At 42.5% G+C, this 24,049-nt stretch carries 20 protein-coding genes; 11 read left to right on the forward strand and 9 right to left on the reverse strand.

Annotation, left to right across the window (positions count from 1 at the left end):
• Positions 1-2 precede the first annotated feature (2 nt).
• The gene (metH, locus tag CHA01nite_RS04305) at positions 3-2,663 is read left to right on the forward strand and encodes a methionine synthase (RefSeq protein ID WP_146939981.1); all 2,661 of its coding nucleotides are present in this window, start codon (positions 3-5) and stop codon (positions 2,661-2,663) included.
• Between the two features lie 66 nt (positions 2,664-2,729).
• Entirely contained in the window at positions 2,730-3,689 is a 960-nt protein-coding gene (gene metF / locus CHA01nite_RS04310) for a methylenetetrahydrofolate reductase [NAD(P)H] (protein ID WP_146939982.1), read from the forward strand.
• Positions 3,690-3,750: 61 nt separating this feature from the next.
• Here the strand turns inward: metF and CHA01nite_RS04315 are convergent, their stop codons facing one another.
• Entirely contained in the window at positions 3,751-4,239 is a 489-nt protein-coding gene (locus CHA01nite_RS04315) for a hypothetical protein (RefSeq protein WP_146939983.1), read from the reverse strand.
• 23 nt (positions 4,240-4,262) lie between these two features.
• Complete coding sequence (locus tag CHA01nite_RS04320) at positions 4,263-5,417, reverse strand: hypothetical protein (RefSeq protein ID WP_146939984.1); 1,155 nt, start codon at positions 5,415-5,417, stop codon at positions 4,263-4,265.
• Positions 5,418-5,515: 98 nt separating this feature from the next.
• Between CHA01nite_RS04320 and folE the strand changes: the two genes are divergently transcribed.
• From folE to CHA01nite_RS04355, 7 genes are all read left to right on the forward strand, one after another.
• The gene (folE, locus tag CHA01nite_RS04325; RefSeq protein ID WP_146939985.1) at positions 5,516-6,181 is read left to right on the forward strand and encodes a GTP cyclohydrolase I FolE; all 666 of its coding nucleotides are present in this window, start codon (positions 5,516-5,518) and stop codon (positions 6,179-6,181) included.
• A 294-nt stretch (positions 6,182-6,475) separates the two neighbouring features.
• A complete protein-coding gene (gene cysS / locus CHA01nite_RS04330; protein ID WP_146939986.1) occupies positions 6,476-7,942 on the forward strand; it encodes a cysteine--tRNA ligase in 1,467 nt (488 codons plus the stop codon).
• A 352-nt stretch (positions 7,943-8,294) separates the two neighbouring features.
• Complete coding sequence (locus tag CHA01nite_RS04335; RefSeq protein WP_146939987.1) at positions 8,295-9,461, forward strand: T9SS type A sorting domain-containing protein; 1,167 nt, start codon at positions 8,295-8,297, stop codon at positions 9,459-9,461.
• Between the two features lie 124 nt (positions 9,462-9,585).
• Positions 9,586-12,237: a 4-alpha-glucanotransferase gene (locus tag CHA01nite_RS04340; protein WP_146939988.1), complete on the forward strand. Its 2,652-nt coding sequence runs from the start codon at positions 9,586-9,588 to the stop codon at positions 12,235-12,237.
• 136 nt (positions 12,238-12,373) lie between these two features.
• Entirely contained in the window at positions 12,374-13,408 is a 1,035-nt protein-coding gene (locus tag CHA01nite_RS04345; RefSeq protein WP_146939989.1) for a hypothetical protein, read from the forward strand.
• A 176-nt stretch (positions 13,409-13,584) separates the two neighbouring features.
• Positions 13,585-14,046: a DUF4890 domain-containing protein gene (locus tag CHA01nite_RS04350; RefSeq protein WP_146939990.1), complete on the forward strand. Its 462-nt coding sequence runs from the start codon at positions 13,585-13,587 to the stop codon at positions 14,044-14,046.
• Positions 14,047-14,175: 129 nt separating this feature from the next.
• Positions 14,176-14,685: a ferritin gene (locus CHA01nite_RS04355; protein ID WP_146939991.1), complete on the forward strand. Its 510-nt coding sequence runs from the start codon at positions 14,176-14,178 to the stop codon at positions 14,683-14,685.
• A gap of 70 nt (positions 14,686-14,755) precedes the next feature.
• Here CHA01nite_RS04355 and CHA01nite_RS04360 read toward each other — a convergent pair whose 3' ends face one another.
• Together CHA01nite_RS04360 and CHA01nite_RS04365 are read right to left on the reverse strand one after the other, a co-directional pair.
• Complete coding sequence (locus CHA01nite_RS04360; RefSeq protein ID WP_146939992.1) at positions 14,756-15,205, reverse strand: hypothetical protein; 450 nt, start codon at positions 15,203-15,205, stop codon at positions 14,756-14,758.
• Between the two features lie 5 nt (positions 15,206-15,210).
• Positions 15,211-18,351: a UvrD-helicase domain-containing protein gene (locus CHA01nite_RS04365; RefSeq protein ID WP_146939993.1), complete on the reverse strand. Its 3,141-nt coding sequence runs from the start codon at positions 18,349-18,351 to the stop codon at positions 15,211-15,213.
• A gap of 182 nt (positions 18,352-18,533) precedes the next feature.
• On the opposite strand from CHA01nite_RS04365, the gene CHA01nite_RS04370 reads away from it, so the two are divergent.
• Both CHA01nite_RS04370 and CHA01nite_RS04375 read left to right on the forward strand, forming a co-directional pair.
• On the forward strand, positions 18,534-19,280 hold the full coding sequence (locus tag CHA01nite_RS04370) for a carboxypeptidase-like regulatory domain-containing protein (protein ID WP_146939994.1): 747 nt from the start codon (positions 18,534-18,536) through the stop codon (positions 19,278-19,280).
• A 6-nt stretch (positions 19,281-19,286) separates the two neighbouring features.
• Positions 19,287-20,066 (forward strand): carboxypeptidase-like regulatory domain-containing protein, encoded by a 780-nt coding sequence (locus tag CHA01nite_RS04375; protein WP_146939995.1) that lies wholly within the window; start codon positions 19,287-19,289, stop codon positions 20,064-20,066.
• Between the two features lie 28 nt (positions 20,067-20,094).
• Here the strand turns inward: CHA01nite_RS04375 and CHA01nite_RS04380 are convergent, their stop codons facing one another.
• The 5 genes from CHA01nite_RS04380 to CHA01nite_RS04400 form a co-directional block, all read right to left on the reverse strand.
• Positions 20,095-20,607, reverse strand: coding sequence for a GNAT family N-acetyltransferase (locus tag CHA01nite_RS04380; protein ID WP_146939996.1), 513 nt, complete (start codon positions 20,605-20,607; stop codon positions 20,095-20,097).
• A 2-nt stretch (positions 20,608-20,609) separates the two neighbouring features.
• A complete protein-coding gene (locus tag CHA01nite_RS04385) occupies positions 20,610-20,831 on the reverse strand; it encodes a PspC family transcriptional regulator (RefSeq protein ID WP_146939997.1) in 222 nt (73 codons plus the stop codon).
• Positions 20,821-22,098: a DUF2851 family protein gene (locus tag CHA01nite_RS04390; protein WP_146939998.1), complete on the reverse strand. Its 1,278-nt coding sequence runs from the start codon at positions 22,096-22,098 to the stop codon at positions 20,821-20,823. The genes CHA01nite_RS04385 and CHA01nite_RS04390 overlap by 11 nt, the downstream gene beginning before the upstream one ends.
• 121 nt (positions 22,099-22,219) lie before the next feature.
• On the reverse strand, positions 22,220-23,368 hold the full coding sequence (bshA, locus tag CHA01nite_RS04395; protein WP_146939999.1) for an N-acetyl-alpha-D-glucosaminyl L-malate synthase BshA: 1,149 nt from the start codon (positions 23,366-23,368) through the stop codon (positions 22,220-22,222).
• 18 nt (positions 23,369-23,386) lie between these two features.
• Positions 23,387-24,007 (reverse strand): hypothetical protein, encoded by a 621-nt coding sequence (locus CHA01nite_RS04400; protein WP_146940000.1) that lies wholly within the window; start codon positions 24,005-24,007, stop codon positions 23,387-23,389.
• Positions 24,008-24,049: the final 42 nt, after the last annotated feature.

The raw sequence follows: 24,049 nt of genomic DNA on the forward strand, positions 1-24,049 counted from the left end.
TGATGAAATATTTAAGATTATCGGGGCTGGAGCCTTTGATTATTACACCGGAAAGTAATTTTATCAACGTTGGGGAAAGAACCAATGTTGCCGGTTCTAAAAAGTTTTTAAGGTTAATAAAAGAAGAAAAATTCGGGGAAGCACTCGATATTGCACGCCACCAGGTGGAAGGCGGGGCACAGATTCTGGACGTTAATTTCGATGACGGACTGATCGACGGAAAAGCTTCCATGGTGAAATTTCTGAATTTAATTGCTTCAGAACCGGATATTGCCCGGATTCCCCTGATGATCGATTCGTCGAAATGGGAGATTCTTGAAGCCGGATTGCAGGTGGCGCAGGGGAAATGTGTGGTGAATTCCATCAGCCTAAAAGGCGGGGAGGAAGAATTCATCAAACAGGCCAAAGCCATCAAAAGATATGGTGCAGCAGTCATTGTTATGGCCTTCGATGAAACAGGGCAGGCCGATACATATGAACGGAGAATTGAAATTTCAAAACGTTCTTATGATATTCTGGTCAATCGGTTAAATTTCCCGGCGGAAGATATTATTTTCGATTTGAATATTTTCCCGGTAGCAACGGGAATGGATGAACACCGCCGGAACGCCATCGATTTTATAGAAGCAACAAGGTGGGTCCGCCAAAACCTTCCGTATGCATCCGTGAGCGGTGGCGTTTCCAATGTCTCTTTTTCTTTCAGGGGAAATGATACCGTAAGGGAAGCCATGCACTCGGTATTTCTGTACCACGCGATTCAGGCGGGAATGAATATGGGAATCGTAAATCCTGCGATGCTGGAAGTGTATGATGAAATCAATAAAGAACTTCTGGAGTTGGTAGAAGATGTGATTCTTGATAAAAGAGAAGATGCAACCGAGCGTCTTCTGGATTATTCCGAAAAGCACAAATCCGTAAAAAAAGAAAAAGTTGAAGAACTGGAATGGCGTACCAAGCCTTTACAGGAAAGGATCACCCACTCCCTGGTAAAAGGAATCGACCGTTTCATCGAAGAAGATGTGGAAGAAGCCAGGCAACAGGCGGCAAAACCATTACATGTGATCGAAGTAAACCTGATGACGGGCATGGGCGTTGTGGGTGATCTCTTCGGCAGCGGGAAAATGTTCCTGCCACAGGTGGTAAAATCCGCAAGGGTGATGAAAAAGGCCGTTGCTTACCTGCAGCCGTTCATCGAAGCGGAAAAAGACGGGTCCAAGCCGGCGAACGGAAAAATCCTGATGGCCACCGTAAAAGGGGATGTTCACGATATCGGAAAAAATATTGTGAGTGTCGTGCTGGGCTGTAACAATTATGAAATTGTCGATCTTGGGGTCATGGTGCCGGCTGAAAAAATTATCCAGGCAGCCATTGATCATCAGGTGGATGTGATCGGATTGAGCGGGCTGATTACGCCAAGCCTTGACGAAATGGTATACATCGCTTCCGAACTGGAGAGGCAGAACCTCAATTTCCCTCTGCTGATCGGAGGGGCAACTACGTCAAAAGCCCACACCGCCGTAAAGATCGATTTAAAATATAAAAATGCCGTCGTTCATGTCAATGATGCTTCAAGAGCGGTAAATGTGGTCAGTTCATTACTGGGCGACCGGAACAAAGAATATGTTGAAGATTTGAAAAACGACTACTCCGAATTCCGTGAAAAATTCCTGAACAGGCAGGTGGAAAAAGATTATGTATCTATCGGGGAAGCAAGAGAGAATAAATTTAAAATCGATTGGGAAAACGAACAAATCTTTACCCCGAATCAGTTAGGAATTCAGGTTTTTGAAAACCAGGATTTACGGGAATTGCTGCCGTTCATCGACTGGTCTCCGTTTTTCAGGAGCTGGGATCTCCATGGAAAATACCCGAACATTCTGGAAGATGAGGTAGTAGGCGCACAGGCAAAAGAACTGTTCAAAGATGCCCAGGTGATTTTAAAAAGGATTTTAGACGAGAAATTACTGACGGCCAAAGCGGTTTTCGGAATTTTTAAGGCCAATTCCAATGAGACGGATGATATCCTGATCTTCAATGAAAATCATGAGCAGCAGGTAAAATTTATTACACTGAGACAGCAGGCGCAGCGTTCCAAAGGAAAAGATTACCTGGCCTTAAGTGATTTCATCGCTCCTCAAAATTCCGGGAAAACCGATTATATGGGAGCTTTCTGTGTAACTACCGGTTTCGGAACGGATGAACTGGCTGCAGAATATGAAAAAGCCAACGACGATTACAACGCCATCATGGTAAAAGCCCTGGCCGATCGTTTTGCGGAAGCTTACGCCGAATTTTTACACAAGAAAGTCAGAACCGAATATTGGGGCTACGCCAATCAGGAAAGCCTGACCAATGAAGAACTGATTGCCGAAAAATACAAAGGAATCCGCCCGGCACCGGGCTATCCGGCCTGTCCCGACCATCTGGAAAAACATGCCATCTGGGATCTTTTAAAAGTAGAAGAACAGATCGGGGTCTACCTTACCGAAAGCCTGGCCATGTTCCCGACGGCTTCAGTTTCCGGATATTATTTCGGAAGCCCGCATGTCAAATATTTCGGTCTGGGAAAAATAGCAGAAGACCAGCTGAAGGATTACTCCGTAAGGAAAGGAATTTCTTTGCAGGAAGCGAGAAAATGGTTGTCGCCGAATTTAGCGGATTAATTAATACCAGTTTTTTTTGGTATTGAAATATACTATTTTACAAATATTCAGACTATAAAAATTAAAATGAAAATCACCGACCATATAAAAAACGCAAATGGAAAAACCTTATTTTCTCTCGAGGTTGTTCCACCACAAAAGGGAATCGGAATCGAAGACCTTTACAGAAACATCGATCCGCTGATGGAATTCAAACCGCCTTTTATTGATGTGACGACCTCAAGAGAAGAATACATCTACATCGACAAAGGAAACGGGCTGATGGAACGCCGGATCACCAGGATGCGCCCGGGAACTTTGGGGATCTGCGCCGCTATCCAGCATAAATACAATGTGGATACGGTTCCGCATCTGCTGTGCGGAGGCTTTACCAAAGAAGAAACCGAGTATCTTCTGGTCGACTGTATGTATCTGGGCATTGACAATGTGATGGCACTGAGAGGCGATGCGATGAAAGGACACCAGTATTTTGAGCCGACCGCCGGCGGCCATACCAGCGCCATGGACCTGGTCTACCAGATCAATAACCTGGGAAGAGGCAAATACCTGCACAACGAAGAAAAGGAATGTGAAGAACTTAACAAATTCTGCATCGGTGTAGCGGGCTATCCCGAAAAGCATATGGAAGCCCCTTCGATGAACTACGATTTGAAATGGCTGAAACAGAAAGTAGACGCCGGAGCAGATTACATCGTTACCCAGATGTTTTTCGACAATAAGAAATTCATAGAATTTGTACAGAAAGCCCGTGATATGGGCATCACCGTGCCGATTATCCCGGGGATCAAACCGATTGCCACCAAAAAGCACCTGAAAATACTACCGCAGATCTTTAAAATCGATTTGCCGGAAGACCTGATCAATGAGGTGGAGCACGCCAAAAATAACGAAGCCGTAAAGCAGATCGGTATCGAATGGGCCATTGCCCAATGCAGGGAGCTTCTTGATTTCGGTGTTCCGGTGCTGCACTTTTATTCCATGGGGAAAAGCGATAATATAAAGAAAGTAGCCGGTGCGCTGTTCTGATAAAGTAATGTGAATCTTCTGAAAGTCCTGCCGGAAAGCAGGACTTTCTTTTTTGTTTGGACTAACGGATTTCCGTCTGATACTTCAGAAGCGTTTCAAAGACACTGCGCGTAGTTGGCTTTGAAGAATTCAGATTAAAAATAAACATCCCGCTTTCAATGTTGAAATAATATTTGGCTTTCTCATCCTGTACCGAAAACCATTTTAAAAGGCCGTTAACGATATTGATGTCTTCCCATTTAATGGAACTCTCGTGTAAAGGAAACGTATGGGGGTGCTGATGCAAAGTGTCTACAAAATGGATGTTATCGCCTTCGATATAAATCATCCCGCTGCCCTGGAAAGCCTTAATTTTAAAAAATTCGTTCTGGGCATTTCCCATGTTGTAGCGTACGAAGGCATAATATTCCGGAGTCCCGATTTCCTGCAGGAGCAGATTCTGTTTTTTTCTCCGGCTTTTTGCCGCGAGGTAAGCGATCAGAAAAATAATCGCCGGAATCGATAAAAGGAAGAGCAGTAAAATAATAATTAAAATAATGATTGAGGTCATTAGTGTAGAGTTTAAGTTTTACATTACAATTCAGGGTGCCTCTCAAAAGTCTTGTTCCGGTCGAAAAGATACCGGTAAGTGGCCAGTTTTCTCGTCACCGTCGTATCGAGATTTTCTGCGATTTTTATCATTTTGGGATTAAAATCGCCGATCCACTGCATCTCCGTAACTTTAAAATCGGTATGCTTTCTCAGATGCTGGGTTCCTTCCCAGATCATATACCCTTCAAGGCCTTTTCTTTGCCACTCCGGAACCACACCAAAAACAAGACCAATCATTTTCTCGTTTTTCCTGAATTTTTTAATCCAGAGGAATTTCAGCTTTTCCCACAATCCGAATTTCCCGTTGAGGTATTTGAACCACTGGTTCGTATCCGGCAGGTTCATCCACATGGCCACAGGCTTATCTTTTTCATAGACAAACCAGGAGATATGCTCGTTGATGATGGGTTTCATCGTCTTAAACATTTTCAGCACTTTGGATTCTTCCATGCGTTTGCCTTCACCGTGGGCTGCCCAGGCTTTATTATAAATTTCGGTAAAATCTTTAGCGAATTTCTCAAGATGGGCCTTTGTCATCGGCCTCGCGGAAATATCAGGATTCTTGCTGTGTCTGGCATGCATCAAGGTAAAAACCCTCGATACTTCGGCAAAGATGGGTCTGGAGAAACAGAGCTGCTCAAAGTAAATCTTAAAGCCGTAATTTTCAAAAAGTTCTTTATAATAAGGAAAATTATAATTCATCCCATACAAGGGCTCGATAAATCCTTCGATTACCAGTCCCCAGAATTTGTCCCGTTCACCGAAATTGATCGGTCCGTCCATGGCTTCCATGCCCCTGTCCCGGAGCCAGCTTTTGCAATGATCAAAAATAAAATCCGCTGTTTCCTGGCTGTTGATACAGTCGAAAAATCCGATTCCTCCGGTCGGCTGGTCCTGCTGATAGATTCTGTTGATAAAAACCGCTACTTTTCCTACCGTTTCATTTTTTCCGTTTTTAAATAAAAACCGGGTACATGCTCCGTTTTTGAAAAACTTATTTCTTTCAGGATTAAAGACCTCTTCAATATCAACATTCCGCGGTCTGATGTAGTTTTTGTCGTCTTTGTAAAGTCTTGCCGGAAACTCTAAGAATTCCTTTTTCTGGGAGTCGTTTTGTACTTCTTCAGCAATAATCATGGGGTAAAAATGATAGTGGAGGCGAAAGATAATGTTTTTCAGCCAAATTAAATATGACGAATAAATTTTATCCGTATTTTTGTGCAAATTAAATAAAAATGGTTGATTTTACGGATAACGATGATGATATTTTCACGGGAAAAGAACATACCCCCATACGAGAAGATGCTTTTGATAAATCGCCGGAAGAAAAAATCGAAAAAATCACGGAACTTTTCGGAGAGATTATGCAGACCCTGGGCATGGATATGACCGACGATTCTCTGAAAGACTCGCCGAGGCGGGTGGCCAAGATGTATGTAAATGAGATTTTCGGGGGACTGCTGCCGGAAAACAAACCGGGAATTTCAACCTTTTCCAACAAATATAAATACCGCCAGATGCTGGTGGAAAAAGATATTACCGTATATTCGTTCTGCGAACACCACTTTCTGCCGATTATCGGAAGAGCCCATGTTGCCTATATTTCCAACGGTGACGTGATCGGACTTTCAAAGATCAACAGGATTGTGGATTATTATGCAAAGAGGCCGCAGGTTCAGGAAAGGCTGACGATGCAGATCGTGGATGCCCTGAAAGAAGCCCTGGGAACGAAAGATGTCGCCTGTATTATCGATGCCAAGCACCTTTGCGTAAACTGCAGGGGAATAAAAGATACGGCAAGCTCTACCATTACAGCGGAGCTTAGCGGGATTTTCAGGACCAACCCGATTACCAGACAGGAATTCCTTCATTATGTAGGAAGCCACGCGAAGCTGGATTAAATGAAATTGGAGTGTTTTAACAATATTAAACATGAACTCCAAAATATCTTTTCAGAAAAGGGCGGGGTTGGATATGAAAATATTATCAACGCAGTCGCCGGTTACTTTAGAAGAAGCAAAGGAACAGGCGAACTGGCTTCGGAAGAACAGTCTTTCAAAAGTAAAAACATTAAAGTTAATCATGATAAAATTTAAAAAAGTTTCACACAAAATTTTTATTACGACCATTATCTGTTGTAACCGGTAACCTGTTAAACAACCTTAAATTTTAAACTTAGAACTTTGAATACAATCATGCAATTAAAAATATACAATTCGCTTGCAGGCGAAAAAGAAATATTTAAACCCATTTTAGAAGGAAATGTCGGAATGTACGTTTGCGGACCTACCGTTTACAGCAATGTGCATCTAGGAAATGTAAGGACTTTCCTTTCCTTCGACTTTATTTACAGGAGCCTGATGCATCTCGGCTATAAAGTACGGTACGTAAGAAACATCACCGATGCCGGGCACCTTACCGATGACGGTGACGTTAACAACGACCGTTTCGTCAAGCAGACCCGCCTGGAAAAACTGGAGCCGATGGAGATCGTACAGAAATACACCGTTGATTTTCACAAGGTTCTTGAGCTTTTCAATCTCCTGCCGCCGAACATCGAACCTACCGCGACCGGTCACATTGTAGAGCAGATCGAATTAACCCAGAAATTAATCGAAAGGGGATTTGCCTATGAAAGCAACGGATCCGTTTATTTCGATGTACTGGAGTACAACAACAGAGGCCTGAACTACGGTGAACTCTCCAAAAGAAATATCGAAGAGCTTTTTGCCAACACCCGCGATCTCGACGGACAGGGCGAAAAGAAAAACCCGCAGGATTTTGCCCTCTGGAAAAAAGCTTCTCCGGCACACATCATGCGGTGGAACTCGCCCTGGGGCGAAGGGTTCCCGGGATGGCATCTGGAATGTACGGCGATGAGCACGAAATACCTAGGCGAAACCTTTGATATCCACGGAGGCGGAATGGATCTGAAATTCCCGCACCACGAATGTGAAATCGCACAGGGAAAAGCCTGCAATGACACCGCTCCGGTGAACTACTGGATGCATGCCAATATGCTGACCATGAATTCCCAGCGGATGAGCAAATCTACCGGAAACTATATCCTGCCGATGCAGCTGGTCACCGGTGAAAACGATTTCTTTGAAAAACCGTTTCATCCGTCGATTGTGCGTTTCTGTTTTCTGCAGGCCCATTACCGGAGCGTGCTGGATATTTCCAATGACGCGATGCTGGCCAGTGAGAAAGGATTCATACGGTTGATCGAAGCCCTTAAGACATTAAATTCAGTTGCTGCAAATGATGAGAAACCATCGGGATTCAGTCTGGAAGAATGGAAAAGCAAAGCCTATGATGCTTTAACGGACGACTTCAATTCTCCGGTCCTGATTGCCCATTTATTTGAAGCGGTAAAATATATCTTTGCATTGAATGACGGCAAAGAAACCATCTCGGCAAAAGATCTGGAAGAACTGAAAACAATAATGAATGCACTTGTTTTTGATGTTTTGGGACTTCAGACCATCGAGGAAAACAACAACGAAAAGCTGGACCAGACCTTAAAAGTATTGATTGAATTAAGGAACCAGGCCAGGAAATCCAAAAACTTCGAGCTTTCCGACCAGATCCGTGATAAGCTCCTTGCCGAAGGCATTGAACTGAAAGACGGGAGGGAAGGAACCTCCTACGTATTGAATTAGAATTTTAAAATATTCAGATATAAGAGCTCTCACAGGTATTGTGGGAGCTTTTTTATGCCTATTATCCGGATATATTCTTATCATGTGAAATCGATTTATTTGGTTGTTGAATATTGAAATCAATTTTTTAAGTGAGTCTCTTGGATAGGTTTTTTTTAGGATGCTGACAAGAGAAACTTCCTGCATCCGGGTTTCCTCTTCCGGCCTGTTGATCCGATTTCTATTTTAGGTTCATGTTGATCTAATCCCTTTGATTTCAGCCTTTATCTTTATCTTAATTTTTTTTCGGATCAATCCTAAAATTATGTAACTTAGTCATAATAAAATCATTAAACATTAAAATTCAGAAACTATGAAAAAACATTTACTTCCTTTATTCCTTTTGCTTACTGGCGCCAATGCTTTCGCACAGCAGGACTTCTTTGCACTGGTCGGAAAAGATACCCCGAATATTGTTTTCAGTGACTTCCGTGCACTCGACGGGGCGAGCGGAACTTCAGGAGAGAAAATTTTTACATCGGAGGCTCAGTCAAGGGTCTTTTCACAAAGCAGGAATGGCGCCGTTACTGAAGATAAGAATGCGCCCAACAACGCTCAGGCTGTCAGTATGGCAACGCTGGCGTATGATCCTTATAACAACAACCTGGTTTACATGCCGATGTTTTCTTCAAATATCTATGTCTTAAATGCCGGGACTAAAGAAATTACCCTGGTGGAAAACAGCATCACAAGAGTAACATCCTGCGATATCAATTCCCATATCACGAGGATGGCCACCGGGTATGACGGAAATATTTATGCAGTCAACAATGCGGGAACCCAGTTTCTTCAGATCAGCAGAAAAGGAAATCAGTACGTTGTGAACGATCTGGGCATTATCAAGGATGATGCTGCTAACGGCAAAAATTCTTTCACCACCATTGAAACCGGATTCGGAGGGGATATGATTGCTGATGCGGATAACAATTTCTACATCTTTTCAGCTTCCGGCAATGTATTCAAAGTTTCAACAAAGGAACTGAAGGCGAAGTTTGTCGGAAAAATCTCCGGGATTCCCGATAATTATTCCGTGAACGGATCGGCAGTGAATTCAAAAGGAAAAGTTGTGATTGCCAGTGCCAAGGGCGCCCCTTTATATGAAGTGGATATTCATACTTTGCAGGCAAAACCTCTCGGAGGCGAACAGAACCTGCATATTTATGATCTGGCAAGTAAATATTTTGCCAACGACAGAGCCGTTTCCAATACCGTTTCAGCCAATCTTGATATCTATCCGACAAGAGTGGATGATCAGCTGATCAACGTAAATGTACATGATAAATCCGTAAAAGGAAACTTAAGGCTGAATGTATTTGATCTTTCCGGTAAAAATGTATTGAAGCAGAACCTGGCAGTAAAAGACGGCTCGCTGACCCAGCAGGTGTATCTTAAAAATCTGGTAAGCGGGGCCTATCTGGTGACCATTGCCGATGAAGCAGGAAAAATACTGCTGAATAAAAAGATCCTGGTTTCGGAATAATCTTTGCATACAGGTAAAACTTGAAAACCTTTTCAGACTTTTGGAAAGGTTTTTTTAATGAATATTTGATATTCATTAAGTTTTCTTTTTCAGTATTATAACGTATTTTTATAAAAAAATGTAAATGAAGCTATATTTTAATGTAGGTTACAACACGAAAATAGGAGAGCAGCTGCAGTTGGTGATCAATGATGAAGGAGGCGTAGAGCAGATCCATACAATGGTTTACGGGGAAAGCGGATCATGGAAATGTGAAGTGGATTATTTCTCCAGATCAATTGCCTATCAGTACCGCCTGGTGGACGACAGGGGAAAGGTTCTCCGGGAAGAGTTTGTGCCGCATCGGCTGAACTTTCCGCACAACTACAAAGAATTTGTCATTTCCGACGAATGGAACAATAAAAATTTTCCGGAAAATTATTTAAACAATAAAATTCTTCACAATAAACTCAATACTTTCAGGCCCGAAAAAATTTCAGTACTGAAACGGCATACCCATCTGTTCAGGATAGAGGCACCGGTATACCATCCGGACTGGAAGGTCGTTCTGTTCGGCAGTACGGCTTCGCTGGGGAATTGGGATTACGGTAAAGTGATCCATCTTGCACAGACCGGCTTCGGGGTGTGGGAAACATCGCTTGAAATTCCGGAGAACGAATCCATTCAGTACAAATATGCACTGTACAACAGCACGGAAGGAAAAGTGATGGAAGTGGAGAGCGGTGAAAACCGGTTTGCCGTACCGAATCAGCAGAAAGATGTTCTGCATATTGTTTCCGATCATTATTTTAAATTTAAGCTTTACCAGATGTATCATGATGCTGGGGTAGCGGTTCCTATTTTTTCTCTCAGGACGGAAGACGGCTTCGGAGTAGGGGAATTTTCAGATCTGAGGAAACTGGCAGACTGGTCAAACGAAACAGGACTCGGGATCATCCAGATCCTTCCGATCAATGATACGACAGCCAATTATTCCTGGACGGATTCTTATCCTTATGCTGCCGTTTCAGTGTATGCCCTGCATCCGCAGTATATTTCGCTGGAAAACCTGGATTTTAAGCTGCCGGAAAGCCTTTTGGAAGAATACCGGACGGAAAAAGCTGAGCTGAATGCGCTGGAGCTTATCGATTACGAAAAAATGATTTCCGGAAAATGGAAATACCTGAAAGCCGTTTTCCATCAGGATAAAGAAAAGATCTATAAAGACCGGAATTTCAAAAAATTCATCAAAGACAACGAAAGCTGGCTGGTTCCTTATGCTGCTTTCTGCGTATTGAGGGATAAATACAGAACACCGAATTTCAACGAGTGGAAAACCCATAAAAAATATATCGCAGGGAAGGTATCTGTTTTCTTTACGGCAAAAAGTAAGGATTACGATGCTTCCATGCTGCATGCCTGGGTGCAGTACCAGCTTCATAAGCAATTGAAAGAGGCGATTGATTACACCCATGGTTTGGGAATTTCCGTAAAGGGGGATTTGCCGATCGGGATTTACAGGCATTCCGTAGAAGCCTGGACGGAACCCGAACTCTTCGGGATGGATTTTCAGGCCGGGGCACCGCCGGATCAGTTTACGGAACTCGGGCAGAACTGGGAATTCCCGACGTACAATTGGGAAGCCATGAAAGCAGATGATTACCAGTGGTGGAAAAACAGGTTTAAGGCTCTGGAACAATATTTTGATGCCATGAGGATCGATCATATTCTTGGCTTTTTCAGGATCTGGAGAATGCCGGTTTCGGCTACCCAGGGAATTCTGGGCTATTTTTATCCTGCCGTTCCGGTAACGCTGGACGAATTTAACGCACGCCATATTCCGTTCAGTTTCGACCGCTACTGCAAACCGTTTATCAATGATCAGATCCTGTGGAATTACTTTGGCGAAAATAAAGAAAAGGCTCTGGAATTTGTCAGCAATAATCATGACGGGACCTATTCCTTTAAAGAAGAATTCGATACCCAAAGGAAATTATCCGATTTCTTTAAAAGAAACCCGGGAAATCCGATCGGTGAACAGCTGATTTCGCTTTGTGCCAATGTTCTTTTTTTGGTGGAAGAGCGAAACGGGCAGGTGGTTTATCATCCGAGATTCAACGTATTCCATACTGATTCTTACCATCATCTGTCGGATTGGGAAAAGAAAGCAATCTATGATCTGTACAACGATTATTTCTTCAAAAGACAGGATCATCTGTGGAAGGAGAAAGCCATGGAGAAACTTCCCGTCATCCTGAATGCCACCAAAATGCTGATCTGCGGAGAAGATCTTGGCCTTGTGCCGGACTGTGTTCCTGAAGTGATGGATGAACTGGCGATTGTTGCCTTAAAAGTCCAGCGGATGCCTTCCGACAACATTCCTTTCTATAATCCGAAAAATGCGGGATACCTGAATGTGGTGACGGCTTCTTCCCATGACAGTTCTACCTTAAGACAGTGGTGGAAGGAAAACCCTGACCTGACCCAGCAATATTTCAACCAGCAGCTGGGACAGTACGGGAAAGCCCCTGAAGAACTGGATACTCACCTGGCCGAAATCATCATGAAGCAGCATCTTTACAATAATGCCATGCTGGCTGTCTTTCCGATCCAGGAATTCCTGGCCACCGATCAGCAACTGATGAATCCGAAAACGGATAACGAGCGGATTAACAACCCTGCTGTGTTTCCGCACTACTGGAGATACAGGATGCATCTTAATCTCGAAGAACTGAAAGAACAGTCCGATTTTAATGCGAAAATAGCTTATTGGGTGAAAGATAGCGGGAGATTGTAAATTTAATATTTGATTATCAAATAGTTAATAATAAATTAAAAGAAGTTTTATCATAAGATTTAACTTCTTTTTTTTATTTACATCAAAAAGGTAGAATCAAGAATTCTGCTTTATTAACCAATTAACGACTTTAGAAATGAAAAAAATATTGATCGGTTTTGCTTTGGGTATTGCGACATTGTCGTTTGCTCAACAGTACCCAAACGGAAGCTGGAATGATAATAATAACGGCTATTATGAAAATGACGGAGGATATTACAGCGATCAGGATGATCAGAATTATTTCCCTGATGATTATTATTACGATTATCCGCAGGACTATTATCCTCAGGATTATTACATGACCAATTATAATGATTACAGAAGCAGCATCATCAATATCGACTGGAACGTCTTCTTTGCCCAGAACAGGCTCAACCGCTGGCAGGTAGACCAGATCATGAGATTGAACAACCTGTATGTGAATTTCACTACCTGGAATAATTTCTACCGCTACAATCCGGACCGCTGGTATTATGACCGTTTCTATGCATTGCAGCGAATTATGGGACCGAGAGTATTTGTGGTTTTCCAGAACAATTACTACAGAGGATACAGCCCGGTAGTCTATTTCCAGAATTACAGAAGGACCCATTACGGAGCAATCTGCAGGCCGATGCCACGTTACCGGAATGTAAACATCAACATTTACAGGGTAGACCGGGCCAGGTTCCGAAGAGCAGATAACCCGACATTCAATATTGTAAGGGGAAATGACAGACCTAATAACGGTTTCAGAGGGGGAGTAAGGGAAGGCAACGGTGGATTCCGTAGCAAGAATGAAAACAGGAATCCGGTTTTCAGAAACGATAATCCGGGAATCCGCAATAATAGCGGCGGCTTCAGGGGAAGCAATGGCAGCGGAGGAATGAAGCCTGAAGGTACAAGAGAAAATGGCGGATTCCGTACGGAACGTGCCGAAAGAACTGAAAACAACGGCAATCGTGGCGATGGTTTCGGAGGAGGTGAGGTCCGAAGGGAAGAAGCTCCTCGAAGAGAAAATAATGGAGGAGGTTTCCGAAATGACGGTGGTTTCAGAAGAAGCGAAAGCCAGCCCCAGAGAGAGCAGAACAGAGGAGGTGGGGAAAACAGAGGAAACGGTGGTTTCCGCAACGGATTTGCAAAAAATTAATTTTCATATATTATATTTAAGTGGTGTGAGGGCAGATCTTAGGATCTGCTCTTTTTGTTTTTTATGCTTAAATAATTAATATTTAAATTTAACATTTATTATGAATATTTGGTTTTAACTTTTAATTTAACAGATAATCAAAAAGATATAAAACAATTAATTAAAGATTTAAGAATATGAAAAAGTTAGTTTTAGCAATAGCGTTTATCGGAATGGGAAGTTTTGCAATGGCTCAGCAAACCACTCCGACTCCTCAGGAGAGACAGGCAAAAAGAGCGGAGATGAAAGAAAAATTCCAGCAGAGAGAACAGGAACACCTGGCGCAGATGCAGAAGGATTTAAACCTGAACCAAAGCCAGGTCGATAAGATCAAAGCGCTTCAGGACAGGAAGAAGGCAGAAATGAAGTCTGAATTTGAGAAAAATAAAGGTGAAAGACAGGCAAAGATGGAACAGATGAAAGCCAAGAGGGCACAGATGGATGCGGAAATGAAGCAGATCCTTACGCCTCAGCAGTATGATAAATGGCAGGCTGACCGGAAAGCAAAAATGGAGCAGAGAAGAATGGCGATGAAAGAGAAAGGGATGAAAGGCCCGAGAATGCATAAGCCGATGAATACGGCTCCACAGGCAAACTAAGTAGTTTATAATTTGTGTTTTTTTAATGTGTTTAAGAGCGGAAGGTAATTCCGCTCTTTTTATTAATTTTAGCTAAAACTTTTGATTTCGGGGTTTTATTCCCTAATTTTGGACGTAAATTTACGACTTATGGTAAGCGAAAAAATTGCAGGATTGATCAATGAACAGATCGCCCACGAACAGTATGCGGCACAATATTATCTTTCGATGTCGGCATGGTTTTCCGCAAAAGATCTTGACGGAATTGCCAATTATTTCAGGGTACAGAGTAAAGAGGAGCTGATGCATGCGGATAAGATGTTCGACTATTTAAATGACGTAGGCGGACAAATCATTATCGGTGAAATCCCAAAACCTCCGCATGAATTTGCCAATGCCATCGACATCTTTGAAAAAGCATTAGCCCACGAAAAAGTGGTGACCAGAAGTATTTTTAATATTGTAAAAAATGCCAACGACGAAGGCGATTTTGCCACAACTTCTTTCCTGCAGTGGTTCATTAACGAGCAGGTGGAAGAGGAAGCCAGTGCTTCGCAATTGGTAACCAAGATCAAAATGGTAAGCGATAATCCTTCCGCATTGTATCTTTTCGATCAGGAACTCGCCCAGCGGGTTTTCACTCCTGATGCGACAGCTTAGTTTAAATTGGTTTTATTATAACAGTTTCCGGCGGCACCAAAGGTGCCGCCGGAAACTTATGCCTGCTTCTTTAAAAATAATTATTCCAGAACCATCCCGAAGAAGGAATGGTTTTGAGTTTTTGCCTGACCGACGGATCGGAATCTACCTGTTTTTTCAGTTCTTCAGGATCGGTATCTTTTATAATAGGAACGGAAATGTAAAGCCGGTTGATATGCGGGTTGCTTTTTAGATAAACCACCAGGAAATTTTTTCCTGTGAAAGCCTGTGCTTCATAAAAATGTAAGGGATTAATACCCGTCTCCGATGAATAGGTTTTCCCTCCGGTCTGAAAAGTATAGATAAAATCATACCCCGTTCCTCTTCCATAAGGTTTTACTTCATGGATTTTGCCTGTTGCATACAGCCCCTCCGCTTCGTAAGAGGTCTTGTATTTATTTATGAACAGATAGTGATAAATCAAAAGTCCGGTAATTAAAGCGGCTGACAGGTAATTGGTATACTTTTTAAAAGGAGCCATTACGGTTACAGATAAATCAGCTGGGTTTTCAGAACGTTCCTCCCCAGCTTTTCCAGGATGTTTTTATAATTTTCAATCTGCCTTTCATCCTTGGCAGATGGGTCACCGGTTTTAAAATCGACAATGATATAACCTTCGTGGTTCCTGAGGATACGGTCGGGACGGTACACGCGGCTTTCCCCGTTTTCCGTAATCATGATGTCTTTTTCATTGATGACTTCCCATTGTTCATCGAAGAATTCGGCGTTATCGCGGACAATCGTTTCCAGGCTGCTGTGGATTTCTTTGCTTTCTTCAATGGTAATGTGTCCTTCCAGCACATAACATCCCAGGACTTTGCGGATGTCTTTTGCTGTGTTGATCTGTGACAGCAATTCATGGACAAAAAGGCCGATCCTCACTTTTTCCACCCGCACCTGGTAGTTCTTTGAAGGAGTGGCAATCCTGATCGAAGTATTTTTTTCGCTGACGTTCTTTAAAGCCGGAATGTCTTTGGTCTCAAAATGAGAGGTTTTATCTTTCGAATACTTTTTCAGCATTGCATGATGGGTTTCATAGATATCGAACTCATCAAGGCCTTCAGGATTCTTAGACTGTAGGAATTCCAGCAGTTCCAGATTGTTTGACGTCTTGTTGGCTTTCTGAACATAAAAAAACAGCTGCTCTACAGGACGTGTGGTTGCCACATACTGCAGGCAAAGCCGGTCCACCATATTTTTATAAGCATTCTGTTTGTTGAAAATTTCAATCTCTTCGTCGTATACTTCAAGATTTTTACTGAACTGGTTAATATTCACGGATCTTAGAGCGCTGTCGGTAGCCGTTTCAAACCAATTGGTAAATTCCGCATCCCGGTTTTTATTCATCATCGGGATAAAGACAACCGGAAACTCCAGTCCTTTTGCCTTATGGATGGTCATGATCTGAATGGCATCAATATTCTCAGAAGCCTGTATCGTGTAGGTAGAAGCCTCCTCATCCCAGTACTTCAGGAATTCCTTGATGCTGGCACCGGAATTCTGGGTAAAGTTGAAAAGCATTTCCAGGAAGTTCAGCAGGAAGTCGGTTTCTTTATGCCCCACTGAAAATTCATTGATGTAGTATTCGATAAAGTTATACAGATTGAACCTCGGAAAATTATCCTGCCTTACCTTTACCGAATAATTCTCCCGGATAAACTGCAGGACTTCCTCATGGCCCTCAATCTCCAGGATTTTTTTCATTTCCAGCGTGAAATCCTTCATGTGAATCCTTCCCAGCTTATTGAGGTAGTACATCATCATAATCAGATTCGGCTTATTCTTGGGGTTGGTTTCCCATCTCAGGAATTCGACCACTGCCTTTAAGGTATTGGAAAGTTCCAGGGTCAGGCCTTTGTCGGAGATCGTTTTGATATTGGTTTCTTCCCCACGGTAAACGACTTTTAGATTTCCCAGTTTCTGCGAATAGCTGAAAATATCAAAATTGCCGCGGCAGAGAATCGTAATGTCGGAAAACCGGAAGCCGTTATCCAATATTTCCTGAATGTCTTTCCGCATTCTTTCGGAAGTATCGGTATAGAAATCTTCATTTGTGAGATTTTCAATAAGGTTGACCTTCACCCGGCCATCCATTGAAGATTTCGGGTTCTGCTCGCCGTCGGTTCCGAAAATGTTTTTATGTTCCTCCGTCAGGTATTCCGAATGGTATTTGTAAAGTTCATTATTAAACCGGACAATATTTTTAGCGCTCCGCCAGTTGTCCTTCAGGACCAGCAGATCGGCCTGTTTTGGCGTTCTTTCCTTTTTGTTGATGATATCCAGCATCAGCTTGCTCTCGCCGCCCCGGAACCGGTAGATGCTCTGCTTAGGATCACCAACCAGCGTGAAAGAGGTATTTTCCGTAGAAATGGAATGGTCCCTCAAAGGAAGGAAATTCTGCCACTGCAGTTCTGAAGTATCCTGAAATTCATCAAAGAAATAATGCTGGAACTGTGAACCTACTTTCTCGTAAATAAATGCCGAAGGTTCATTTTTAAGATTTTCATTGATGAGAATATTGAATTTTGAAAGTAAGACGAGGTCATTCTCTTCCTCTATTTTTTTTAATTCATCCTGAATGTCTTTGTTTACTTTCAGAGGAAGCAGGGCTGATAAAATCTTCTCCTTTTTCTGGGTTTCAATATAGAGACGAATCAGTTGCATCCGGTTTTCCAGCAGCTGGTCCAGTACTTCAAAGATCTCCGGTTCCTTTCCTTTGGATTTCGAGGATGCTCCTTTCCGGTAATTATTTACCACCGATTCTTCGGCGGTAGTCGGAAAAGGAAAGCCTGGTCTTTTTTGCTGATAGAAATCCTGCACCTTCATGAAAAATCCTCCGATCCCGTTTTTTCCCTGTGCGAAATCTTCGACTTCAATATTTCTGGATCTGAACAGTTCAATGGATTTCGCAGCAAGTTCGGCAGCCTGTTTTTTATTGAATACAATTTCTTTACGAAGCGTATTTTTTATGTTTTCATAATTCTCCGTATCAAAATCCTTGTTATTTTTCAGATGTTCGTAGTGGATGTCCTTTACAAACTCTTTCGCCGATCCGTACAGGCTCTTATTTAAATTGATCCTTTCATTATTTTCAAGGCTGTAATCCACATAATCCATAAAAGAATTGGAGATCACCTCATTTTCCCCGATCTGGTCGAGCATTTTATCAACGGCTTCGATCAGGTAAGGCTCCGCTTCGATCTCAAGGTTGAAATTCTTGGCCAGTCCCAATTCATAGGAAAAGCTCCTGACCAACCGCGAATTGAAACGGTCAATCGTTCCGATATTCAGAGTAGAATAGTTGTGGAGCACATAATCCAGCATTTTTTTTGCCCTCTGATGAAGATCATCAATGGTTATTTTTATGCCTTCTTCTTCAAAAGCTTTCTGGATGTTTTTTAAATCCCCGTTTTCTGCAAAATTACCGGCAGAGAAATTCCCGAGCCAGGTCAGGATTCTTTCCTTCATCTCATTGGCTGCCTTGTTGGTGAAAGTCAATGCCAGAATATTCCTGATCGACTGCTGCTGATTGGGGTACCGGAGGCAGATCATCAGGAGCCTCTGAACCAAGGCATAGGTTTTTCCGGAACCTGCCGAAGCATTAATTACCGTATATGAATTTTGCATAAACTAGTGGAATTCAAACTGCAAGTTAGCTAATTTTCAGATCAAATTTTAACAATTTTACATCTGTATTTAACAGTTTTAAATATAAAATTCTAAAAGAAATGCCAAAACGCGTTAACTGTGGTTAAACTTATGGTTTAGTCTGAAAATAACTTTAGTTTTGTTCAATAAAAAAACTGTCCGTGAAAATTAAACTATTCTTTATTTTATTTACTGTTTTTTTCATTAACCTCAGTGCCCAGGAGTATATCTTCGGGAAAATTACTTCTGAAGATAACAATGAACTGCCCGATGTTACGGTGATCAACATCAGAACGGATGAAAGGGTTTTAAGCAACCGGGACGGCCATTTTATGATTTCCGGCAGGGCAGGGGATGAGCTTCGTCTGGTAAAGACCGGCTATGAAAGGATTAATAAGAAAGTCACCCGGGAAAATATCAGTTCGTCCATCAATATTACGCTGATCAGGGCAGCAGAGCTGATCGCTGAAGTGGAAATTAAGAAAAATCTGACGGGCGACCTTAAAATCGATTCCAAAAACCTGAATGCTCCTAGAAAAGTAGAAAAGCTGAAAAGCGACCTGGCAGTTTACATGTCTCAGAAATCCGATCCAAGGATTATGGCGGCAAGGCCGGGAGAATTTGTTCAGCCGAAAGGTCAGGGCTTTGCCATCGGTAAAGTGAAAGACAAATGGGACGATCTGGATTTAGCCAATTACCTGATTTACGCTTTGGGCGAAAAGTATTTTACCGATCTGAAAATTGATAAGACCTTTATCCAGCATTTCATCTACTATGTTCTGGCCGGTGGTTTTGAGCGGAGAAATATCCTGAAATACGGTTTCTGCAGCGATGCCGACCTCATGAGGTTTCAGCGCGCCGTATTGGTAAGGATTTCATCATACCGGGCACCGCAAACCCAAAAATAAGTTCTGATGAAGCCCGGATTGTCATTGATACTGCTTTTTACTTATATATTCCTGTTTTCACAACAGAAAATATCGGGAAAAGTTTCGGATGAAGACGGCATTGTTTTACCGGCGGTCACCGTAATGAATATGGCTACGGAACAAAAAGTATACACCGCGGATGACGGCAGTTTTTCCATCGATGTATCTTCTCCCGGTGACGAGATCAGATTCGTGAGAAGCGGCTTTGAAAGATCCTCCATGAAAGCTTCGGACAGGATCAATAAGGTGCTGGACATTCGTCTTATAAGAGTGGCCCGGGAAATTCAGGAAGTGCAGGTCGCTAAGCTGACCGGAGATCTTACCAGAGACTCAAAAGCAGTGGCCCGAATCGACCGGTCGCAGGTCGTGGAAGATGCGGTAGGCCTTCCGCAACCGGTGGGCAAAATGCGTGAAACTCCGGCTGATGTCAAGCAGGTACTGATCCCGATTCTTCTGGGAAATCTGAATGTGCAGGGCATGTATGACCTTGTAAGCGGAGACGCGCGAAGGATGAAGCGGAAGTACCGGTATGATGATCTCCAGGAAGATATAGCATGGATCAGAGCCCGGGTGGAAGATGAATATTTTACCAAAGAAGGCATCCCGGCTGAAAGAATTTCCGAATTTATTGAATTTGCTTTTGTCAACCGTCCACAATCCAGAACTTTTGTAAGGGCTAAAAATTTAACGGGCGTGCTGTCGAGAATGGAAGACGCGTTTCCTGTTTTCCTCGCAAGGCTGAAAGAATCGCAGACAGAAAAATAAAACCGGAACAATAAATTCCGGTTATATATTAATGGTATACGATATCGTATATTTCGTCTTTCACCTCCTTCAGGTTTTCAGGAATATAATTGGCCAGCAGCCACAGTTCCATAGGGTCCTTGCCCTCGCCGTAACTGGGCTGAACGTACATTTCGTCAATCAGGGTAAATCCGTTTTTGCGGTAAAAAGAATACCGCCGCTGAGTGTTTTCATTTAAATGGCCATGTTCGATTTCCAGAATGATCCGCGGATAATTCTCAAAAAGATATCCGGTAATCGCTGATCCCAGTTTTTGGTTTCTGAAGTCCTCGAATACTTCAAAATGTTCCACAAAAGCAAAGCTGCTCAGCTCCCAGATTATCAGGTAGCCGATATTTTTAGCATCATGCAGTACCGAAACGATCTTTACTTTAGGGTGTGAGAAAAGCGGATGCAGTTTGTTCCAGTCCCGTCTTTCATTTTCAGGAAACGTTTTGCAGTAAGCATCGAAAATCTCCCGGACCCGGTAGTCTTCAGCAGAAGTAATCTGTATAAATTCCATAGTTATAAATCAAAAACATTGGGCCTTCTGGTAATGAAAATATCTTTTACCCAAAGGGTAAAGGCCAGTCCCAGGTAAATCAAAAAGAAAAAACCTGCCGTTGCAAACGTGGAATAAATGAAAAATACACGCAGTTTCGACACAGGGATGCCCAACTTTGTACCGGTTCTGGTGAGGGCTCCAAACCATTCCCTTTCCATCTTGTGGCGGATATTATCTAGCATGTGAAGGTTCTTTTAAAAGTTTAAATCCAATGCTGCAATTTAGGCAATTTTTTTGTTCACAGAAATGATTAAAATGATAAATCAGGCTCTGGCTTTCCAAGGCAGTGCTGCACTTCATTCCAAGGATTTTCCAGCCGTCCGTCACCGAATTTTTTTCTGCCGTCATGGCATTGTAAAAATTAATGATCTCATCCGCAATATTTTCACGACGGTATTTATGGTAAGTATACTTCAGCGGCAGCAGGGTATTCAGGATAAGCAGTTCCATAAAATCCCTGGTGAGGTTTTTCGGCTGATCAACGGAAGATATTTTGCCGAAATTAAAACGGTGATCCCAGTATTCCGAAGCTTTCACCTCCCGCAGCAACCCGTATAATTCTTCCGGTTTTTCTATCTGAATAACTTTTGAGAATAGATTCTGGTGCTGGTGATAGAGACCGGCGAGCTGTGACAGCCGGATGGTCGGGAAATTCGGAGGACGGAGCCTTGAGAATTTCGGCCGGAATTTAAGTTTTGGAATTTGAAATTTGGTGCTCAGGAAATCGAATTCACGTTTCCACATTCCCATCTGTTCATCTTCCGGATTCTCCAGCCAGCCTGCGATTCCGAAAAACAAGGCTTCCAGCTGGAACCGGTTTTGCCGGACCTTATTAATGATAACGAAATCAATGCTTTCGGCTATCTGACGGAAAATGAAAGCGTTTACCTTTAATCCGAAAGAGTAGGCCAGGCTGTGAAACAGGACGGCTTCAAAATTATTCTTAAACTGGCTCAGGTTTTGTTCCAGTTCAGCAGATTTATCTTCCAGTTTTTTCAGGATGTTTGATTCATGAAAATGAACCGGAATCTGGTCAGGTCTGAAAATTTGTTCACAGGGAATAAACCGGGTTTCGCCGATCAGCTTTTCGTATTTCCGGAGCACGGTAGTATCAATATGCTCCTTCAGCTCAAGCGTCGGAATATTCTGCTCCACCAGTTCCTCAATTTCAAGATCGTGCTGGAAAACGACGTGGAGAATGATGTTCCGGTAATTGGGGTCAATGGAATGATTGTGGAAAATCCAGTCGGAAGATTTAACGTGAAGCTCGATGTTTCCTGCGAAAACCACCCCATTCATTTTAATTTTCCCTGCTAAAAAGTCCGGTCCCGCATCAGTATTCCATTTACCGAAATCCAGGATTTCCACAGGATCGCCCGCCGTGTTTTTAAAGTCGAAATGGGTGAATACTTTATAGTTCCAAAGGTATTGGAGTAATTTTTCCGTCATAGGTGTTTCTTTGTGTTGGGCTAATTTAATAAATATTTATAATTAACCACCGTATTTTCATCCATAAAAAAAAGCAGCATCCTTTAGGAATACTGCTTTTGTATAGTCTGAGTAAAAAAGCCTAAGCCTTCGTCAGCTCACTTTTAAAATTTTCAATCGTGGTCCGGTACATTTCCTCGTAGATCGGAAGGATGTTTTTCAGATCGAATTTGATGGCCTGTTCCTTGGCGTTCTCCTTCATGGTGGCCAGAAGTTCTTCGTTGCTCAGCAGCTTGATGGTATAGTTGCTCATGGCTTCTACATTTCCGATTTCGGCAAGGAAACCGGTTTCGCCCTGGATGTTTACTTCAGGAATTCCTCCTGCGTTGGAACTGATGACCGGCGTATGGGCCGCCATCGCTTCCAACGCCGCCAGCCCAAAGCTTTCCTGCTCCGAAGGCAGTAAAAATACATCCGAAAGCTGGAGGATTTTATAGAGATCGTTTACTTTCCCCAACAGGCGGATCTTGGAAATCAGGTCCGGGTTTTCTTCCAGGAACTGGTTTACTTTTTCCATATCCGGTCCCTCGCCGATGATGATCAGCTTCGATTTTACCTTTTTCTGCACATTTTTGAAGATCTGCAGCACTTCATCCACCCTTTTTACCGGACGCAGATTGGAAACATGGATCAGGATTTTTTCATCCGGATTGGCAAATTGCGTCCGCTGGCATTCGTTGCGTTCCTGAAACTCGGAATTGTCGATGAAGTTGGTAATGACCTGGATTTCCTTTTTAATTTTAAAAAACTGCAGCGTATCCCGTTTCAGGCTTTCGGAAACCGAGGTGATGGCATCCGACTGGTTGATGGAGAATTCCACCGCATGTTTATAGCTTGGGTGCTGTCCTACTAAAGTAATATCTGTTCCGTGAAGGGTGGTGACCAGAGGAATATCGTTGTTGTCTTCCTTCAGCATCTGCTTGGCGGTAAAAGCGGCATACGCATAAGGGATTGCGTAATGCGCGTGAAGAAGATCAAGCTTGTAAAGATTTACAACGCGGTAAATCATCGAGCTCAGCGCAATATCATAAGGCTGATACTGGAACAGCGGATAGGTCTGAACATTTACCCGGTGAAAGAAAATATTCGGGTTGGTAATGTCGAGTCTGGCGGGAAGCGCGTTGCTGATGAAATGGACCTCATAGCCTTTGTTGGCGAGAGACATTCCGAGCTCTGTTGCCACGATTCCGCTTCCTCCGTAGGTCGGATAGCAAAGTATGCCTATTTTCATGTATTTTGTGGGTATTTTTTAATTGTTTGTAGTGCTGCAGTTTTTTTCATAATAATCGATGAGAACTTTAACATCATTATTTTTGATCTCAATTTTTCCATCATTAAAATCACTTACCAGCTGGGGGCAGATATCTGTAAAAAAATTTTTAACCTGTCGTCTTACAATCTGTTTTTTATTGGGGGTCCACATACTATTGTCAAAATATATTAGATGTGGTTTTTCATTTTTATACTGGAAAAAAAAGTTATATAATTCAGAGGGTTTTACCGTGTAATGATAAGCGTTTCTCACTCCGGCATCATAACTGTATCCTACATACGTTGAAATGTCTCCTGAGGTTGATATTTTTCTGATCCATCCATAATTTGATTTAGGTTTGTCAGATAAAAAATAATAGATGAATTCCCTAAGTTCCGCAGTCACGGACTGGTTGTTATTCAGATGAATATATTCAACTTTATCCAGTAAATTAATCTTAATTTTTTCTTTCTTTTTAGAGCCATTTTCTATGAATGCCAATTTGGTCTCTTCGTTGGACACCATATCCGCCTTTCCTGTTTTTTTGCTCCCATCCAGAAAATACAGGACAGCATCAAATTCCTGCGCCTTTATATTTAAAGAAACGGTAACCACCAAAACCGTTAAAAGTTTACTGATTTTTAACATCATTTGTTTTGT

The organism is Chryseobacterium hagamense (assembly GCF_007991455.1).
Lineage (GTDB): Bacteria > Bacteroidota > Bacteroidia > Flavobacteriales > Weeksellaceae > Chryseobacterium > Chryseobacterium hagamense.

Bases quoted from the DNA above. Each gene is read 5' to 3' on its own strand.
- CHA01nite_RS04350 (WP_146939990.1), top strand. From the start codon at position 13,585: ATGAAAAAGTTAGTTTTAGCAATAGCGTTTATCGGAATGGGAAGTTTT.
- CHA01nite_RS04320 (WP_146939984.1), bottom strand. From the start codon at position 5,417: ATGATTATTGCTGAAGAAGTACAAAACGACTCCCAGAAAAAGGAATTC.
- CHA01nite_RS04360 (WP_146939992.1), bottom strand. From the start codon at position 15,205: ATGGCTCCTTTTAAAAAGTATACCAATTACCTGTCAGCCGCTTTAATT.
- CHA01nite_RS04365 (WP_146939993.1), bottom strand. From the start codon at position 18,351: ATGCAAAATTCATATACGGTAATTAATGCTTCGGCAGGTTCCGGAAAA.
- metF (WP_146939982.1), top strand. From the start codon at position 2,730: ATGAAAATCACCGACCATATAAAAAACGCAAATGGAAAAACCTTATTT.
- CHA01nite_RS04335 (WP_146939987.1), top strand. From the start codon at position 8,295: ATGAAAAAACATTTACTTCCTTTATTCCTTTTGCTTACTGGCGCCAAT.
- CHA01nite_RS04380 (WP_146939996.1), bottom strand. From the start codon at position 20,607: ATGGAATTTATACAGATTACTTCTGCTGAAGACTACCGGGTCCGGGAG.
- CHA01nite_RS04375 (WP_146939995.1), top strand. From the start codon at position 19,287: ATGAAGCCCGGATTGTCATTGATACTGCTTTTTACTTATATATTCCTG.
- CHA01nite_RS04345 (WP_146939989.1), top strand. From the start codon at position 12,374: ATGAAAAAAATATTGATCGGTTTTGCTTTGGGTATTGCGACATTGTCG.
- CHA01nite_RS04355 (WP_146939991.1), top strand. From the start codon at position 14,176: ATGGTAAGCGAAAAAATTGCAGGATTGATCAATGAACAGATCGCCCAC.
- bshA (WP_146939999.1), bottom strand. From the start codon at position 23,368: ATGAAAATAGGCATACTTTGCTATCCGACCTACGGAGGAAGCGGAATC.
- CHA01nite_RS04390 (WP_146939998.1), bottom strand. From the start codon at position 22,098: ATGACGGAAAAATTACTCCAATACCTTTGGAACTATAAAGTATTCACC.
- CHA01nite_RS04315 (WP_146939983.1), bottom strand. From the start codon at position 4,239: ATGACCTCAATCATTATTTTAATTATTATTTTACTGCTCTTCCTTTTA.
- CHA01nite_RS04340 (WP_146939988.1), top strand. From the start codon at position 9,586: ATGAAGCTATATTTTAATGTAGGTTACAACACGAAAATAGGAGAGCAG.
- folE (WP_146939985.1), top strand. From the start codon at position 5,516: ATGGTTGATTTTACGGATAACGATGATGATATTTTCACGGGAAAAGAA.
- cysS (WP_146939986.1), top strand. From the start codon at position 6,476: ATGCAATTAAAAATATACAATTCGCTTGCAGGCGAAAAAGAAATATTT.
- metH (WP_146939981.1), top strand. From the start codon at position 3: ATGAAATATTTAAGATTATCGGGGCTGGAGCCTTTGATTATTACACCG.
- CHA01nite_RS04385 (WP_146939997.1), bottom strand. From the start codon at position 20,831: ATGCTAGATAATATCCGCCACAAGATGGAAAGGGAATGGTTTGGAGCC.